Source organism: Klebsiella sp. P1954 (assembly GCF_018199955.1).
GTDB classification, from domain to species: Bacteria; Pseudomonadota; Gammaproteobacteria; order Enterobacterales; family Enterobacteriaceae; genus Klebsiella; species Klebsiella pneumoniae.
The window spans coordinates 1,156,339-1,174,264 of sequence record NZ_CP073373.1; the positions used below are offsets into that span (position 1 = coordinate 1,156,339).

Below are 17,926 nucleotides of genomic sequence, written 5' to 3' on the forward strand. Positions count from 1 at the left end.
TAATGTTAAATAACGCCATTTCATCATTTATCAATTGTTAAATTTAATAAAAATACTCCATTTTAATTAACTCAAAAATGGGGGTAAAAAAGAAAAAATTCAACATTATTTATAAAATTTAAAAATTATTTTCTCTATACATTTCATGCAGTTATAGATAATCTCAATAAAAACCACACACTAAAAAGGCATATAGTTCCGGTGAGATATGATCTATATCAATTTCCCTTCTATAATGCTTTGTTAGTATCTCACCGCCAACTTATATAAAGAGAGAGTTAGTGTGAAAGCTGACAACCCTTTTGATCTTTTGCTCCCTGCCGCGATGGCGAAAGTCGCCGAAGAAGCAGGTGTCTATAAAGCAACGAAGCATCCGATGAAGACGTTTTATCTGGCGATCACCGCTGGCGTTTTCATCTCCATCGCTTTCGTATTCTATATCACCGCGACCACCGGCACTGCCGCGATGCCTTATGGGATTGCCAAACTTATCGGTGGGATCTGTTTTTCTCTGGGTCTGATTCTGTGCGTTATCTGCGGCGCTGACCTCTTTACCTCTACGGTACTGATCGTGGTGGCCAAAGCCAGCGGTCGAATTACCTGGGGGCAACTGGCAAAAAACTGGCTCAACGTCTATTTTGGTAACCTGGTGGGCGCGCTGCTGTTTGTGCTGCTGATGTGGTTATCAGGCGAATATATGACTGCCAACGGCGGCTGGGGGCTAAACGTTCTGCAGACCGCCGACCACAAAATGCACCATACTTTTGTGGAGGCCGTGAGCCTGGGTATCCTCGCTAACCTGATGGTTTGTCTCGCCGTATGGATGAGCTATTCCGGTCGTAGCCTGATGGATAAAGCGATGATCATGGTCCTGCCGGTAGCGATGTTCGTTGCCAGCGGCTTTGAGCACAGCATCGCCAACATGTTTATGATCCCGATGGGTATCGTAATCCGCAACTTTGCAAGCCCGGAATTCTGGACCGCCATCGGTTCGACTCCGGAAAGTTTCTCTCACTTGACCGTTATGAACTTCATCACTGATAACCTGATTCCGGTAACTATCGGGAACATTATCGGCGGAGGTCTGCTGGTCGGGTTGACATACTGGGTCATTTACCTGCGTGGCAACGACCATCACTAAGGGTTGTTTCAGGCAGTAAATAAAAAATCCACTTAAGAAGGTAGGTGTTACATGTCCGAGCTTAATGAAAAGTTAGCCACAGCCTGGGAAGGTTTTGCGAAAGGTGACTGGCAGAATGAAGTCAACGTCCGTGACTTTATTCAGAAAAACTACACCCCATATGAAGGCGACGAATCCTTCCTGGCTGGCGCGACTGAAGCGACCACCAAGCTGTGGGACACCGTAATGGAAGGTGTAAAACAGGAAAACCGCACTCACGCGCCTGTTGATTTTGACACTGCCCTGGCTTCCACCATCACCTCTCACGACGCGGGCTATATCGAGAAAGGTCTGGAAAAAATCGTTGGTCTGCAGACCGAAGCGCCGCTGAAACGTGCGATCATCCCGTTCGGTGGTATCAAAATGGTTGAAGGTTCCTGCAAAGCGTATAATCGCGAGCTGGACCCGATGCTGAAAAAAATCTTCACAGAGTACCGTAAAACTCACAACCAGGGCGTTTTCGACGTCTATACCCCGGACATCCTGCGCTGCCGTAAATCCGGCGTGCTGACGGGTCTGCCGGATGCTTACGGTCGTGGTCGTATCATCGGTGACTACCGTCGCGTTGCGCTGTACGGTATCGACTTCCTGATGAAAGACAAATTCGCCCAGTTCAACTCTCTGCAAGCGAAACTGGAAAGCGGCGAAGACCTGGAAGCGACCATCCGTCTGCGTGAAGAAATCGCTGAACAACACCGCGCACTGGGCCAGATCAAAGAGATGGCCGCTAAATATGGCTATGACATCTCTGGTCCGGCGACCACCGCTCAGGAAGCGATTCAGTGGACCTACTTCGGTTACCTGGCTGCCGTGAAATCTCAGAACGGCGCGGCAATGTCCTTCGGTCGTACCTCCAGCTTCCTGGATATCTACATCGAGCGTGACCTGCAGGCGGGTAAAATCACCGAGCAAGACGCGCAGGAAATGGTTGACCACCTGGTCATGAAACTGCGTATGGTTCGCTTCCTGCGTACCCCGGAATATGATGAACTGTTCTCCGGCGACCCGATTTGGGCAACGGAATCCATCGGCGGTATGGGCGTTGACGGCCGTACTCTGGTGACCAAAAACAGCTTCCGCTTCCTGAACACCCTGTACACCATGGGGCCGTCTCCGGAGCCGAACATTACTATCCTGTGGTCTGAAAAACTGCCGCTGAGCTTCAAGAAATTCGCCGCTAAAGTGTCCATCGATACCTCTTCTCTGCAGTATGAGAACGATGACCTGATGCGTCCGGACTTCAACAACGACGACTACGCTATCGCATGCTGCGTAAGCCCGATGGTTGTTGGTAAGCAAATGCAGTTCTTCGGCGCTCGCGCTAACCTCGCGAAAACCATGCTGTACGCTATCAACGGCGGCGTGGATGAAAAACTGAAAATGCAGGTTGGTCCGAAATCTGAACCGATCAAAGGCGACGTCCTGAACTTCGACGAAGTAATGGATCGCATGGATCACTTCATGGACTGGCTGGCTAAACAGTACGTCACCGCGCTGAACATCATCCACTACATGCACGACAAGTACAGCTACGAAGCCTCTCTGATGGCGCTGCACGACCGTGACGTTATCCGCACCATGGCGTGTGGTATCGCTGGTCTGTCCGTTGCTGCTGACTCCCTGTCTGCTATCAAATATGCGAAAGTTAAACCGATTCGTGACGAAGACGGTCTGGCTGTTGACTTCGAAATCGAAGGCGAATACCCGCAGTTTGGTAACAACGACCCTCGCGTCGATGACATGGCCGTTGACCTGGTTGAACGTTTCATGAAGAAAATTCAGAAACTGCACACCTACCGCAACGCTATCCCGACTCAGTCTGTTCTGACCATCACCTCTAACGTGGTGTACGGTAAGAAAACCGGTAACACCCCAGACGGTCGTCGCGCTGGCGCGCCGTTCGGTCCAGGTGCTAACCCGATGCACGGCCGTGACCAGAAAGGCGCAGTAGCCTCTCTGACCTCCGTCGCTAAACTGCCGTTTGCTTACGCGAAAGATGGTATCTCTTATACCTTCTCTATCGTGCCGAACGCGCTGGGTAAAGACGACGAAGTTCGTAAGACCAACCTGGCGGGTCTGATGGATGGTTACTTCCATCACGAAGCGTCCATCGAAGGTGGTCAGCACCTGAACGTGAACGTCATGAACCGCGAAATGCTGCTCGACGCGATGGAAAACCCGGAAAAATATCCGCAGCTGACCATCCGTGTCTCTGGCTACGCCGTACGTTTTAACTCCCTGACCAAAGAACAGCAGCAGGATGTTATTACCCGTACCTTCACTCAGACCATGTAATTCCCTGTCTGACTGAAAAGGCGTACAATAAAGGCCCCACATCAGTGGGGCCTTTTTAACAAGCATTCCCCGCCCCAGCCTGCTTTGCCAGTTATCTATACTTTGGGTACCTGTCAAAACAGACTCGACGCAGCCGCTGAGCTGCGCACCAACACGGCCCCGGATGGGCCACATCTGGAGAAAACACCGCAATGTCAGTTATTGGTCGCATTCACTCCTTTGAATCCTGTGGCACCGTTGATGGCCCGGGCATCCGCTTTATTACCTTTTTCCAGGGCTGCCTGATGCGCTGCCTGTACTGCCATAACCGTGACACCTGGGATACCCACGGCGGCAAAGAAATCACCGTTGAAGAATTAATGAAAGAGGTGGTGACCTATCGTCACTTTATGAATGCTTCCGGCGGCGGCGTCACCGCCTCGGGCGGTGAGGCGATCCTGCAGGCGGAGTTTGTTCGCGACTGGTTCCGCGCGTGTAAGAAAGAAGGCATCCACACCTGCCTGGATACCAACGGCTTCGTACGTCGCTACGATCCGGTTATCGACGAGCTGCTGGAGGTAACAGACCTGGTGATGCTGGATCTCAAGCAGATGAACGATGAGATTCACCAGAACCTGGTCGGCGTCTCTAACCATCGTACGCTGGAATTCGCCCAGTATCTGGCGAAGAAGAATATCAATGTCTGGATCCGCTACGTGGTGGTTCCCGGCTGGTCAGACGATGATGATTCCGCGCACCGCCTGGGCGAATTTACCCGCGATATGGGCAATGTCGAAAAAATCGAGCTGCTGCCCTACCATGAGCTGGGTAAACACAAATGGGTAGCGATGGGCGAAGAGTACAAGCTGGACGGCGTCCATCCGCCGAAGAAAGAGACCATGGAGCGGGTAAAAGGCATCCTTGAGCAGTATGGTCACAAAGTAATGTACTAATCCCGCCCGGGCCGGTGATGCGCTTATGCCGGCCTGCAACGGCGTGGGAAGCTGTGTCCGCCCCGCCGTTTCATTCTCATGAAAAACGACTTGTCCTCTCTGCGGCAGTAAGCCTATGCGATTGCAGCAGATGACGCGCAGCATGCGCTGCGCGTTGCAGGGTCAGGCGTGCGCCACCGGCGTCGGATGATGCCCGGCTTTGCGCAGCAGGGTCAGCAGATAGATAAACGACACGCTGGCGATCATGATAAACAGCAGGTTGTCTGAGAAGTTCTGCATCAGCATCGCCGTCAGGGTCGGGCCCAGCAGGCTGCCGATGGTATAGCTCATCAGCAGCGCCTGATTCATCGCCACCAGCTGATGGTGCTCCACTTTTTCACAGGCCCAGGCCATCGCCACCGGATACAGCGTGAAACCAGATGCCCCAAGCACAAACAGCGCCGGAGCCATTGCCGCCTGACTAAGCATCGCCAGACATCCCAGAATGACCACAAAGACCTGTACCCGCAGCACCAGCAGGCGACCGTAGCGGTCTGCCAGGCGCCCTACCGGCCACTGGCCGAGGATCCCCGCACTCACCATCACCGCCATCCAGAAGCCGATGCCGGAGTCGCTGACGCCCTGATGGTTCAGCCACAGCGGCATCAGGCCATACAGCGAGCCGAGGACAATCCCCGAAATAATACAGCCATTGACCCCGTGGCGCGCCTGGCGTAGCTTCAGCATCGGCCAGATACGTACCGTTTCATGCGGCTCTTCTGCCTGCCCCATAATGCGGGTAAACAGCAACGGCAGGATCGCCGCCAGCGCCAGGCCGGTCACCCACGGCAGGACGCTCATTAAATCGGTGGGTAATTTACTGACCATCAGCTGGCCCAGTACGGTACCGACGTAATAGACCATCATGTACGCCGCCAGCAGACGACCGCGACTGCGGGAAGTGCCGCTGCAAACCAGCGCGCTTTCCACCACCACCCAGATCATCGCGCAACCTACGCCGGCGATAAAACGCCAGCTCAGCCATGTCCAGAAGCCAACGGTGATCCCCAGCCCTACGCAGCCGACGGCGAAAATTAACGATGCGAGATAATAGCTACGGTTAAACCCCAGGCGCTTGATCACCCAGCCGGCCAGCAACGTACCGGCCAGGTTGCCGGTAAAATAGGATGACCCCACCATGCCGACCTGCCAGGTTGGCATGTTTTCATGGGCGAGCCAGAGCGGGACGAGCGTATTCAGCACCGCTATCGCCAGGGTCAATAAAAGCAGGCCACAGAGCAGCATTTGCACTGGCCGGGTGTAGATGGTCATGGGTAAAAACCGTGAGGAATGTTCAGATCGCGAGCGCATCATGCCACTGCTAAAAACATTGTCAATCCACCTGAAATCAGGCGTGACGCGGTTTTGTCGGCTACGATAGAAGTTTTTTATCCAGAGGATGGAAAAAGGTGAGACAACAGATAATACGCTATTGTTTTTGCTGGTTTATTAATAAATGCCGAAGTTAATTTCAGTTGAAAAATTTCATCTATCGACAGCACGTTTTCATCATGCCGGTGGTTAGGCACCGGCATGATGGAGGTAGTTAACTGGCGACAGCCATCCCAACGGTCATATGCAGGCCATAGAATACGCCGCGGCCGATCATCTCTCCCGCCAGTATCAGAACAAAGGCCAGGCCGAGCAGCGAGACCGCCGGTTTGCGGCCGCGAATCTGCGGCACGCACCAGCAGGCCAGGGCCAGGGCCAGCAGCACCACGCGCCAGGCCATAAGCAACCCGTAATCCGGCACCAGGGCGGAGGCCTGCTGAACTGAGCTGCGGATGGTGGCAAGTTCACTTCCCTGCATCACGACCACCATAATACTGACCAGCAGCGCCAGCAAACTAACCACCGGCAGCAGGCGCAGCGCCCAACCATCGACGCCTGCGACGCGCAGCAGCAGGTAGCCCAGCAGTGGACCGCCGATAAACAGCGTCAGGAAGAAGCTCAGCGGCGTCCAAACGGTGTACCAGGTCGGCACCGTGTCGATGGTGTTGTATACCCGCACCATCATCCACACGAAAATCACGCCCAGCACCATGGTCACCACCAGCCACAGGCTCCGCAGGCCGGCAGGCAGCTTTTTGCACACGGCCAGCAGCCAGCCAATTCCGCCGACGGCGAAGAAGATCGCCCCGCTGGCTATTTCATTACTCAGCGACGAGGCTCCCATGCGATTCAGCGAATTAAAGGCCCGCAGCGGCGAGCCAAGGTGCATCGTCGAGGCAATAAACCCGATCCCCATCAATACCCACAGTCCGAACATGCTGCCCACCACGCGCAGCTCCTGCTCACGGGAAAGCTTGCCTGTCATCAGCGCCAGCGCCAGAACAATAAAGCCGCCTACGACGCACTGGCCGAAGACCGTAAAGACCATCAGCGGCCATTCATGCCATCCGTTTCCCATCTCACACCTCCTTCGGGTTCGCCAGGTAACCGGTGGTATCGCCACACGGCCGGGCATTGGCGTTAGGTTTGATAACGATACTCGGCCGGGTAAAGTGCGCCGACGGCAGCGGCGCTACCGCGGCCAGCTGGCCGTGCTTAGCGCGCAGTTCGGCAATCGGCCCGAAATCCAACGCCCGCAGCGGGCAGGACTCGACGCAGATCGGCTTTTTCCCCTCGGCGACGCGCTCGTGACAGCCATCGCACTTGGTCATATGGCCTTTGTCGGCATTATACTGTGGGGCGCCGTACGGGCAGGCCATATGGCAGTAGCGGCAGCCAATGCATACCTCTTCGTTGACCACCACAAAACCGTCTTCGCGCTTATGCATCGCGCCGCTCGGACAGACCTTGGTGCAGGCCGGATCTTCACAGTGGTTACAGGCGATGGAGAGGTAATAGGCAAACACGTTCTGCTGCCAGACGCCGTTGTCCTCCTGCCAGTCGCCGCCGGCATATTCATAGATGCGGCGGAAGCTGACCTCCGGGGTCAGGTTCTTGTAGTCCTTACAGGCCAGTTCGCAGGTTTTGCAACCGGTGCAACGGGCGGAATCAATAAAAAATCCATACTGAGTTGTCATCGGTTACTCCTTACAGCTTCTCAACCTGAACGAGGTTGGTATGCGACGGGTTTCCCTTCGCCAGCGGCGACGGACGCTGGGTGGTCAGCACGTTGATGCTGCCCGCCTGATCCACACGCGAGGCGTCCGGGTTGTACCAGGCCCCTTCCCCCAGCGCGACGACGCCCGGCATCATGCGCGGCGTCACCTTCGCTTCGATATGCACTTCACCCCGATCGTTGAAGATGCGAATACGATCGCCGTTGGCAATGCCGCGCTTGCGGGCATCGATCGGGTTAATCCACATCTCCTGCCGACAGGCGGCCTTCAGCACATCGACGTTGCCGTAGGTCGAGTGGACGCGAGATTTATAGTGGAAGCCGGTGAGCTGTAGCGGGTATTTCGCTGTCAGCGGATCGTTGTAGTTTTCGAAACCCGGGGTGTAGATCGGCAGCGGATCGATAACATCCCCTTCCGGCAGCTCCCAGGTGGCCGCGATTTTCGCCAGATCCTGCGAGTAAATTTCGATCTTGCCCGAAGGCGTTGTCAGCGGATTAGCCTGCGGATCCTCACGGAAGGCTTTGTAGGCCACATGATGACCTTGCGGATCGCGCTGCTTATAGATGCCCTGCTGACGGAAGGTGTCGAAATCCGGCAGGTCGGGAATCGCTTTGCGCGACTGCTCATACAAATAGCGCATCCAGCCTTCCTGGGTACGGCCTTCGGTAAACTGCTCTTCGACGCCCAGACGCTTTGCCAGTTCGCTGGTCATCTCATAGATGGTTTTGCATTCAAAGCGCGGCTTGATGGCCTGATCGGCAAAGATAACGTAGGACATGTTGCCGCAGGAGGCATCCAGCGCGAAATCCATCTGCTCGGAGGCGGTACAGTCAGGCAGCAGAATATCGGCGTATTTCGCCGAGGAGGTCATATGGCAGTCAATGACCACAATCATCTCGCATTTCTTGTCGTCCTGCAGGATTTCGTGGGTCCGGTTGATCTCAGAATGCTGGTTAATCAGACAGTTGCCCGCATAGTTCCAGATCATTTTGATCGGCACGTCGAGCTTATCTTTACCGCGTACGCCGTCGCGCAGAGCGGTCATTTCCGGGCCGCGCTCAATCGCATCGGTCCACATAAACATCGAGATACTGGTCTCAACAGGATTCTCCAGCGTCGGCATACGCTCAAAAGGCAGACTATACGAGCCCTCGCGCGCCCCGCTATTGCCGCCGTTGATCCCGACGTTACCCGTCAGAATGGCGAGCATTGAGATGGCGCGGGTGGCGATCTCTCCGTTGGCGTGACGCTGCGGACCCCAGCCCTGGCTAATATAGGCCGGTTTGGCGGTGGCAATTTCGCGCGCCAGTTTAACAATGCGTTCGCGCGGAATACCGGTAATTGTCGAGGCCCACTCCGGCGTTTTGGCGATACCGTCAGTGCCCTGGCCAAGAATGTAAGCTTTGTAATGACCATTGGCTGGCGCACCGGCGGGCAGCGTTTTCTCGTCGTATCCCACGCAGTATTTATCGAGGAACGGCTGATCGACCAGATTCTCGGTGATCATCACCCACGCGAGGCCCGAAACCAGTGCCGCATCGGTCCCCGGACGAATCGGGATCCATTCATCTTCACGCCCGGCGCCGGTGTCGGTATAGCGCGGATCGATGATTATCATCCGGGCATTGGATTTCTGCCGCGCCTGTTCAAGGTAGTACGTTACCCCGCCGCCGCTCATCCGCGTTTCGCCGGGGTTATTGCCGAACAGCACCACCAGCTGACTGTTTTCAATATCCGATGGGCTGTTGCCGTCCGCCCAGCCGCCGTAGGTGTAATTCAGACCGGCAGCAATCTGCGCTGATGAATAGTCGCCATAATGATTGAGATAGCCACCGCAGCAGTTCATCAGACGGGCAATCAGCGTTTTCCCCGGCGGCCAGGAGCGGGTCAGCGTCCCGCCGAGCGTGCCGGTGCCGTAGTTCAGATAGATGGATTCATTGCCGTACTCTTTAATCAGCCGCTGCATATTGCTGGCGATGGTATCCAACGCCTCTTCCCAGCTGATTTGCTCGAACTTGCCCTCACCGCGTTTACCAACGCGCTTCATCGGGTACTTCAGACGGTCCGGATTATAGACTCGGCGGCGCATTGAACGCCCACGCAGGCAGGCGCGGACCTGGTGCAAACCGTCATAGTTATCGTCACCGGTATTATCGGTTTCGACGTATTTAATCGCGCCATCCACCACGTGCATGCGCAGCGGGCAACGGCTACCGCAGTTGACGGTGCAGGCGCTCCAGACCACCTTCTCACTGGCGGGCGCCGGCGTATCGGCAGCATGCGACAGTCGGGTAAAGGGTAACGTTAGTGCGTTGCTGGCCAGCGCCAGGCCGCCTATTGCCGTGGTTTTCATCAGACCACGGCGGCTTACCTCAGCAGCCAGTAAAGCATCAGGGGCTTTAATTTTCATGGATACTCGCTTTGGTTGCTCACAATAAACTGACAAGCGTTATATAGACATATATATAATGCTTTGCGATATTATTGGTTTTTTATGCTGGTTTAATCCAAAGGGAGTATCACTGCATTCGCGGCAAGGATTATTGCCCGGTATCAATAAGGGCGTAAAAAAAGCGCCCGCAGGCGCTTTTAAAAGAAGGAGTGAGAAGTTTAGCCGATATATTCGAGGCCGCGCATATACGGGCGCAGCACTTCCGGGATCTCGATACGGCCATCAGCCTGCTGATAGTTTTCCATCAGCGCCACCAGGGTACGACCTACTGCCAGGCCAGAACCATTCAGGGTATGAACGAGACGGGTCTTCTTATCGGACTTGCTGCGGCAGCGAGCCTGCATACGACGCGCCTGGAAATCCCAGACGTTGGAGCAGGAGGAGATCTCACGATAAGTGTTTTGCGCCGGAACCCATACTTCGAGGTCATAGGTTTTGCAGGCGCTGAAGCCCATATCGCCGGTGCACAGCGCGACCTTACGGTACGGCAGGCCCAGCAGCTGCAGCACTTTCTCGGCGTGACCGGTCATCTCTTCCAGCGCGGCCATAGAGTCTTCCGGGCGGACGATCTGCACCATTTCAACTTTATCGAACTGGTGCATACGGATCAGACCGCGGGTGTCGCGGCCATAGGAACCGGCTTCAGAGCGGAAGCACGGCGTATGGGCGGTCATTTTGATCGGCAGATCGTCTTCGTCGATGATTTCATCGCGCACCAGGTTGGTCAGCGGCACTTCCGCCGTCGGGATCAGCGCGTAGTTGCTGCTGTCAGCCTCTTCTTCCAGCGGACGGGTATGGAACAGGTCGCCGGCGAATTTCGGCAGCTGGCCAGTGCCATACAGGGTGTCCTGGTTTACCAGGTACGGGACATAGTTTTCGCTGTAGCCATGCTGTTCGGTGTGCAGATCCAGCATGAACTGCGCCAGGGCGCGGTGCAGACGGGCCAGCTGCCCTTTCATCACCACGAAGCGCGAGCCGGTGAGCTTAACGGCGGCGGCAAAATCCAGCCCCCCGTGCATTTCACCCAGCGTCACATGATCGCGCACCTCAAAATCGAACTGACGCGGCGTACCCCAGCGGCTAACTTCAACGTTGTCGTTTTCGTCGCGGCCAACCGGCACATCATCATGAGGAATATTCGGGATCGCCAGCGCGATATCGCGAATTTCCGCCAGCAGCGTTTCCAGCTCGGATTTTGCAGCATCCAGTTGTTCGCCAAGCTTGTTAACTTCCAGGCGTAATGGCTCGATGTCTTCCCCGCGCGCTTTCGCCTGGCCAATGGATTTCGATCGGGAGTTACGCTCCGCCTGCAGGTTTTCCGTTTGCACCTGCAGAACTTTACGACGCTCTTCAAGCGCGCGAAGTTTATCTACATCCAGCTTAAAGCCCCGGCGTGCCAGTTTTTCTGCGACTGCGTCTGGCTCGGTACGCAGCAGATTGGGATCGAGCATGCTTATCCTGTGCTTATCGAATTAAAAAAGAAAAGTGGCCGCAGACTACGACCACGGAAATAGTGTAATAACCTTACCGCAACGCCTCAATTAGCGGTAGCGTTTTATCGGGCTATTTTGATCCTGTTCAGCGAGCCAGGCGAGCTTTTCGCCAATTTTGCCCTCAAGCCCCCGGTTTGTCGGGTGATAATAGCGCGTTTGCGCCATTTCCTGCGGGAAGTACTGCTCGCCGGCGGCGTAGGCGTTGGGTTCGTCATGAGCGTAACGATACTCCTGGCCGTAGCCCATCTCTTTCATCAGCTTCGTCGGCGCATTGCGCAGATGCACCGGAACGTCGTAGTCAGGACGATCCCGCGCGTCGGCCAGCGCCGCTTTGAAGGCGGTGTACACCGCGTTGCTTTTCGGCGCGCAGGCCAGATAGACGATGGCCTGGGCAATCGCCCGTTCGCCTTCCGCCGGCCCGACGCGGGTAAAGCAGTCCCACGCCGAAATGGCGACCTGCATCGCCCGCGGGTCGGCGTTGCCGACATCTTCCGAGGCAATCGCCAGACAGCGGCGGGCAACGTACAGCGGATCGCCGCCGGCGGTGATGATCCGCGCGTACCAGTAAAGTGCCGCATCCGGCGCGCTACCGCGCACCGACTTATGCAGGGCGGAAATCAAATCGTAGAACCGGTCGCCTTTATTATCAAAGCGCGCGCTTCGCTCGCCGGCGATCTCGGTCAGCAGTTCCGCCTTCAGCACCCGCTTGCCCGAGTCATCGCTTTCGGCCATATCGGCCATCATTTCCAGGGTATTCAGCGCTCGCCGCGCGTCGCCGTTCACTAGCTCGGCAATGGCCCTGCGGGTCTCATCCGGCAAAACGATATCCTGGCCGCCGTAGCCGCGGGTTTTATCGTTCATCGCCTGGTCAAGCACCTGCTCGATATCGTCGGTGGTCAGCGATTTCAGTAAGTAGACGCGGGCGCGGGAGAGCAGCGCCGAGTTAAGCTCAAAGGAGGGGTTTTCGGTGGTCGCGCCAATAAAAGTAATGGTGCCGTCTTCAATATGCGGCAGAAAGGCATCCTGCTGGCTTTTATTAAAGCGATGCACTTCGTCAACAAACAGGATGGTTCGCCGGCCGGCGTTGCGATTTTGCCGCGCGCGCTCAATAGCCTCGCGAATCTCTTTCACCCCGGAGGTTACCGCTGAGATCCGTTCGACATCGGCGCTGGCGTAGCGGGCAATCACTTCCGCCAGAGTGGTCTTGCCGGTACCCGGCGGCCCCCAGAGGATCATCGAATGCAGGTGCCCGGCCTCAATGGCCCGCGGCAGGGGTTTACCCGGCGCCAGCAGGTGCTGCTGGCCAATATACTGCGCTAAATTTTCTGGCCGCATGCGAGCGGCCAGAGGTTGAAACGCGTTGTCGGAAAAATCGAGCGACAGATTGCTCACTTTCGCCTCTACTTACGTTGATCGTCCACCGTCACCCCTTTCGGCGGCGTAAAGGTGAACTTAGCTGCGTCGACGGCGCCGTTCTGCTGCGATTTCAGCTGATAGCTGCTGCGCTGATCATCCTGCTCGACGGCGCTGAACTGATGGATAGTGCCGTCCCGACCGACGTTGATCGTGAACTGCTTGAGGTTGCCGCTGCCGCTTTTTGGCGTCAGCACAAAATCATCGCCATTTTGCTTGATATTATATTGCTGCCAGTCGCTGGACTGGTTGCGGGCAATCAGCATAAACGGCGTGTTGCTGGTAGCGTCTTTCAGCCAGGTCGCCGTGGCCTGCTCGACGAACGGGTTATAGAACCACAGCGTTTTACCATCCGAAACGAGGACGCTCTCATCCGGCTGGGTCATATGCCAGTTAAACAGGTTCGGGCGTTTCACCCACAGGTCTCCCTGCCCGTCCTGCACGGCGTTACCGCTGCCGTCGGTGACTTTTTGCGTGAAGCTGGCATGGAAGCTGCTCACTTTATCAAGACGGCTTTTTAAGTCGCTGGCCGCATCTGCCCAGACCTGGCTGACGACCATACCAGACAGTAATGCACAGGTGATTGCGAGTTTTTTCATTGTTCTTCCTTAATGTGCGTCACTCCCGACGCGGGAGCCTCTTCTGCCCCTACTGTAGGACCGCCGGCGGCGGCGGGACAGAAGAATTGGCTGATTTTGCGCTTATTTACCCAACTTTGCACTCATTCAAAGGGCGGCGGCGCCAGCACTTCGCGGTTACCGTTATGGCCCTGCTCGCTGACGATACCCTGCGCTTCCATCTGTTCGATAATACGCGCGGCACGGTTATAGCCGATGCGGAACTGACGCTGAACCCCGGAAATCGACGCTTTGCGCTTCTCGGTCACAAAGTTGACTGCCTGATCGAACAACGGATCCAGCTCTTCCCCGCCATCGAAGCCGCCACCGCCGCCTTCGCTTTCGCTGTCGGAGGTAATGCCATCCACATATTGCGGGCGACCGCGGGCTTTCCAGTCCTGAACCACGGCGTGGACTTCCTGGTCGCGCACAAACGCCCCGTGGACACGCACCGGCGTGGTAGAGTTCGGCCCGGAGTAAAGCATATCCCCCATACCCAGCAGCGATTCCGCGCCGCCCTGATCGAGAATGGTACGTGAGTCAATTTTACTCGACACGGTAAAGGCGATGCGCGTCGGGATGTTGGCCTTAATCAGGCCGGTAATAACATCTACCGACGGACGCTGTGTCGCCAGCACCAGGTGGATCCCCGCCGCGCGCGCTTTCTGCGCCAGGCGAGCGATCAGCTCTTCCACCTTTTTGCCGACGGTCATCATCAGATCGGCGAATTCATCCACCAGCACCACGATGTACGGCAGTTTTTCCAGCACCGGATGTACGGCGTCCATGCTGTCGCCAGGCTTCCAGTACGGATCCGGGATCGGACGTCCCATGCGCGCGGCTTCGGCGATCTTCTCGTTGTAGCCCGCGAGGTTACGCACGCCCAGCGCCGACATCAGCTTGTAGCGGCGCTCCATCTCATTGACGCTCCAGCGCAGCGCATTGGCGGCGTCTTTCATGTCGGTGACCACTTCCGTCAGCAGGTGTGGAATTCCTTCGTAGACCGACAGCTCGAGCATTTTCGGGTCGATCATAATGAAACGCACATCTTCCGGCTGCGCCTTGTAGAGCATGCTGAGGATCATGGCGTTGACGCCAACAGACTTACCGGAACCGGTGGTACCGGCCACCAGCAGATGCGGCATTTTCGCCAGATCGGCTACTACCGGATCGCCAGCGATGTCTTTGCCCAGCACCACGGTGAGCGGAGATGGGTTATCACGGAACTTGGCGTTGTCGAGCACTTCACGCAGGTAGACGGTCTGGCGTTTTTTATTCGGCAGCTCAAGCCCGACATACGGTTTGCCCGGGATCACCTCCACCACGCGCACGGCGACCGTTGACAGCGATCGCGCCAGGTCCCGTGACAGGTTAGAGATCCGTGCGGCCTTAACGCCAGGCGCCAGATTCAGTTCGAAGCGGGTGATCACCGGCCCCGGTGAGTAGTTCACCACATCCGCTTTAATGCGGAAATCGGCGAGTCGCGCTTCCACCAGGCGTGCCATCTGCTCGAGAGCAAAGGTATCCACCGGCTCGACTTCACTCGGCGGCGGGGTAAGCAGATCCAGCGACGGCAGTGGCGTGGTCGGCTTTTGCAGCGGTCGACTATCGCCATTGCGCATCAGCAGCGGGTGGATCAGGCTCTCCTGCGGCGCAGGGGCGGCAGGCTGATGCCCCTGAGGGGCAACCGGTTGTTGCGGCTGTACGGGCTGCGACGCAGTCGGATAGGACTGCGGCTGCGGCGGCACAGGCTGATGGTGTATCGGCTGATGCTGCGCAGGTTGATAACCCTGCTGCGGAGCGGCCGCCGGTTGTTGATAGCGCTGGGCCGGCTGCTGCGGCTGGACTTCCGGCGTCGGCGTAAACAGCGGTTCGCTTGGGCCGTCATTGACCAACGTTTTCATCGGCGAGAATTCATAATCTGCCGGCGAGAACGGGTTGGCGCCCGGCGGCTGCTCGGTAGCGTACCGCTGCTGCTGGGTAGCGGCAAACTGACGCGCCAGCTCCGCTTCCGCCGCGGCGTCGGCCTCATCGTCATCAGTCGCGTTATCGTCTTCCCAGCGATGACCGTAGCGCTGCTGCTGGGTGGCGGCGAACTGGCGAGCCAGTTCATCCTGCTCCATAGCATCCGCTTCCTCATCCGAGAGCAGCTCATCATCATAATGCGGATCGCGCTCCGCCTGCCGCGCGCGCTGTTCCGCCTCCCGCTGTGACGGTAGCTTGATGCCGTAGGAGGCCAGTTCCCGACGCGTAGGAACACGCACACGATTGGGCCGCGGTAGTTTTGGACCGATGCCCTCTTTCACCTGAACCCGTGGGCCGCTGGACGCCGGGCTGAACAATGGCGTAGCCGCAGCGGATGCGGCAGTGGACGAGGTTGCTGCCGCCGCGCCGCCGCTGGCGGCGGTAGCCTGATGCACCCCAGCCGCTACCGCAGAGACTACGGTTGTCTCCACTGGCGGTTTGGACGCAGTGGTCGGCGGCGTCAGCGGTTTAGTGGCAATCGGACTTTCCGGCTCAGGAATTGGCTGATACCAGGAGGCCAACAGCTCGCGTTCGCGCGCCCGCTTCTCTTCCACTTCCTCGAAATAATAGAGCGGCGGACGTTTCACTTCCTCCTGCACGACCTCGGGCTCTGGCTCCGGTGGGGGAACTGGCGCGCTTTGCGGCTGATACGCCGCTGGCTCCGGCTGATACGGCTGCGGCGCGGGCTGGCCGGCATGCGGATCGTAAGCCGGCTGCTGGTAGGTCTGCGGCGCGGGCTGACCGGCATTCGGATCGTAAGCCGGCTGCTGATAGGTCTGAGGCGCAGGCTGACCGGCATAGGGATCGTAAGTCGGCTGCTGATACGGCGCTGGCTCAGGCTGATATGCCTGCGGCGCAGGTTGACCGGCATGCGGATCGTAAGCCGGCTGCTGATACGGCGCTGGCTCAGGCTGATAGGCCTGCGGCGCAGGTTGACCGGCATGCGGATCGTAAGCCGGCTGCTGATACGGCGCTGGCTCAGGCTGATAGGCCTGCGGCGCAGGTTGACCGGCATACGGATCGTAAGCCGGCTGCTGATACGGCGCTGGCTCAGGCTGATAGGCCTGCGGCGCAGGTTGACCGGCACGCGGATCGTAAACCGGCTGTTGATACGGCGCTGGCTCAGGCTGATACGCCTGCGGTGCGGTTTGCCCCGCTGGCGGCTGATAAGCAGCCTGCTGGAACGGAGCGGGTTCAGGCTGATAGGCCTGCTGCGGCGGATAGCTGGCTTCCGGCTGATAAGCTGGCGCAGCGCCGTGATGGACCACCGGTGATTCTGCCCACGCCTGCGGCGCGGCAGTAGCCGCCGCCGCTGCGCTTACCGGCTCAGCGATACTGTGGCCATTCAACAACGGATCGTAAGGGTCGAAATCGCCCGGGCGCACGGCGCTGGCGCCGGAGAACAGCACATCATCCTCTGCGGGACGCGCGGCGCTGGCGCCGGAAAACAGTACATCGTCGGCGGCAACAGGCGCCCCGCTGGCGCTGTATTGCACCACCTCTTCGCCGTCATCCATGCGTTTGCCGGAGAAAAGCGCAGCGTCGGTTTTACGCCCCATAGGGTTGGTAAACTTCTCGGCCAGACGCTTACGCCGCGCCAGCGCGCTGCGTAAGATACGGGCGCGACGCGATTCCTGCGGCCTGGCCGCCTCTTCGTCGTCGTACTCTTCCTCGTCGTCTTCGTATTCGCCTTCATCGACCCAGGTATCATCCCGACGGGTACGGTTGCTGGCAAAGGTGAGAACGGACAGGATGCCGCCGCCCAGCTTTTCCGCAATGCTGACCCACGACCAGCCGGTGAACAGCGTCAGCCCGGCCGCCCAGATACACAACAGGGCGATGGTGCCGCCGCTGCTGTGCAGCAGGGGTTGCAGCGTGGTGCTCAGCAGGCTGCCGATCACCCCGCCGGAAGCGAAGTACCAGATATCATCGGCGTTAATCGCCGCCAGACCACAGGAGGTCAGGATCAGGGCTAACGCACCGATGAGGCGAAGGGAAACGGCAAAATAATCAATGTATTCGTCGTTTTCCTGATGCCGCCAGGCAAACCAGCATCCGCCGATGATGATCACCGGGATGGTGTAGGCCATGACGCCAAAAATGAAAAAGAGGGTATCGGCAAGCCACGCGCCGGGGGCGCCGCCTAAATTATGAATAGGCTCATGCCATGCCGTTTGCGACCAGCTGGGGTCCGAGGGGTTAAAGCTCAGTAGTGCCGCCATCAGCCAGATGGCGAAGAGGGAGCAAAGGATGAGCATCGCCTCAAGGAGTCGGCGCCCGCTGCTGAGTTTGGTTAGTTTGACTTCTTTGTCTTCGGTGTATTCCTGGCTCAAGAAAGGCTCTCCAGGTATCAGGCTGTTTCCTGCCTGCTGCTAAAACGGACAACAGCGCCGGGTCTCCCCGGCACTGTTG

At 57.4% G+C, this 17,926-nt stretch carries 11 protein-coding genes; 3 read left to right on the forward strand and 8 right to left on the reverse strand.

Features of this window, described 5'->3' with window-relative positions; genetic code table 11:
• Positions 1-283: 283 nt before the first annotated feature.
• The 3 genes from focA (at position 284) to pflA (ending at position 4,407) form a co-directional block, all read left to right on the forward strand.
• Complete coding sequence (focA, locus tag KB890_RS05740) at positions 284-1,141, forward strand: formate transporter FocA (protein WP_002898150.1); 858 nt, start codon at positions 284-286, stop codon at positions 1,139-1,141.
• A 51-nt stretch (positions 1,142-1,192) separates the two neighbouring features.
• Entirely contained in the window at positions 1,193-3,475 is a 2,283-nt protein-coding gene (gene pflB, locus KB890_RS05745; protein WP_004191136.1) for a formate C-acetyltransferase, read from the forward strand.
• Positions 3,476-3,666: 191 nt separating this feature from the next.
• Entirely contained in the window at positions 3,667-4,407 is a 741-nt protein-coding gene (gene pflA / locus KB890_RS05750; protein WP_002898145.1) for a pyruvate formate lyase 1-activating protein, read from the forward strand.
• Positions 4,408-4,569: 162 nt separating this feature from the next.
• On the opposite strand, the gene KB890_RS05755 is transcribed toward pflA, so the two are convergent.
• From KB890_RS05755 to ftsK, 8 genes are all read right to left on the reverse strand, one after another.
• Complete coding sequence (locus tag KB890_RS05755) at positions 4,570-5,718, reverse strand: MFS transporter (protein WP_004150843.1); 1,149 nt, start codon at positions 5,716-5,718, stop codon at positions 4,570-4,572.
• 274 nt (positions 5,719-5,992) lie between these two features.
• A complete protein-coding gene (locus KB890_RS05760; protein ID WP_022631249.1) occupies positions 5,993-6,856 on the reverse strand; it encodes a dimethyl sulfoxide reductase anchor subunit family protein in 864 nt (287 codons plus the stop codon).
• A 1-nt stretch (position 6,857) separates the two neighbouring features.
• Complete coding sequence (locus KB890_RS05765; RefSeq protein WP_004150845.1) at positions 6,858-7,475, reverse strand: DMSO/selenate family reductase complex B subunit; 618 nt, start codon at positions 7,473-7,475, stop codon at positions 6,858-6,860.
• Positions 7,476-7,485: 10 nt separating this feature from the next.
• Positions 7,486-9,924: a dimethylsulfoxide reductase subunit A gene (gene dmsA, locus KB890_RS05770; RefSeq protein ID WP_004147794.1), complete on the reverse strand. Its 2,439-nt coding sequence runs from the start codon at positions 9,922-9,924 to the stop codon at positions 7,486-7,488.
• 200 nt (positions 9,925-10,124) lie between these two features.
• The gene (serS, locus tag KB890_RS05775; protein ID WP_002898139.1) at positions 10,125-11,417 is read right to left on the reverse strand and encodes a serine--tRNA ligase; all 1,293 of its coding nucleotides are present in this window, start codon (positions 11,415-11,417) and stop codon (positions 10,125-10,127) included.
• Positions 11,418-11,507: 90 nt separating this feature from the next.
• A complete protein-coding gene (rarA, locus tag KB890_RS05780; protein ID WP_004224013.1) occupies positions 11,508-12,851 on the reverse strand; it encodes a replication-associated recombination protein RarA in 1,344 nt (447 codons plus the stop codon).
• A gap of 8 nt (positions 12,852-12,859) precedes the next feature.
• On the reverse strand, positions 12,860-13,471 hold the full coding sequence (gene lolA, locus KB890_RS05785; protein WP_002898132.1) for an outer membrane lipoprotein periplasmic chaperone LolA: 612 nt from the start codon (positions 13,469-13,471) through the stop codon (positions 12,860-12,862).
• A 122-nt stretch (positions 13,472-13,593) separates the two neighbouring features.
• Positions 13,594-17,847 (reverse strand): DNA translocase FtsK, encoded by a 4,254-nt coding sequence (gene ftsK, locus KB890_RS05790; protein WP_022631247.1) that lies wholly within the window; start codon positions 17,845-17,847, stop codon positions 13,594-13,596.
• Between the last annotated feature and the right edge of the window lie 79 nt (positions 17,848-17,926).

What these genes read in the sequence shown, in the direction of transcription:
- pflB (WP_004191136.1), top strand. Translation starts at nt 1,193, where the DNA reads ATGTCCGAGCTTAATGAAAAGTTAGCCACAGCCTGGGAAGGTTTTGCG.
- pflA (WP_002898145.1), top strand. Translation starts at nt 3,667, where the DNA reads ATGTCAGTTATTGGTCGCATTCACTCCTTTGAATCCTGTGGCACCGTT.
- KB890_RS05755 (WP_004150843.1), bottom strand. Translation starts at nt 5,718, where the DNA reads ATGACCATCTACACCCGGCCAGTGCAAATGCTGCTCTGTGGCCTGCTT.
- KB890_RS05760 (WP_022631249.1), bottom strand. Translation starts at nt 6,856, where the DNA reads ATGGGAAACGGATGGCATGAATGGCCGCTGATGGTCTTTACGGTCTTC.
- KB890_RS05765 (WP_004150845.1), bottom strand. Translation starts at nt 7,475, where the DNA reads ATGACAACTCAGTATGGATTTTTTATTGATTCCGCCCGTTGCACCGGT.
- dmsA (WP_004147794.1), bottom strand. Translation starts at nt 9,924, where the DNA reads ATGAAAATTAAAGCCCCTGATGCTTTACTGGCTGCTGAGGTAAGCCGC.
- serS (WP_002898139.1), bottom strand. Translation starts at nt 11,417, where the DNA reads ATGCTCGATCCCAATCTGCTGCGTACCGAGCCAGACGCAGTCGCAGAA.
- lolA (WP_002898132.1), bottom strand. Translation starts at nt 13,471, where the DNA reads ATGAAAAAACTCGCAATCACCTGTGCATTACTGTCTGGTATGGTCGTC.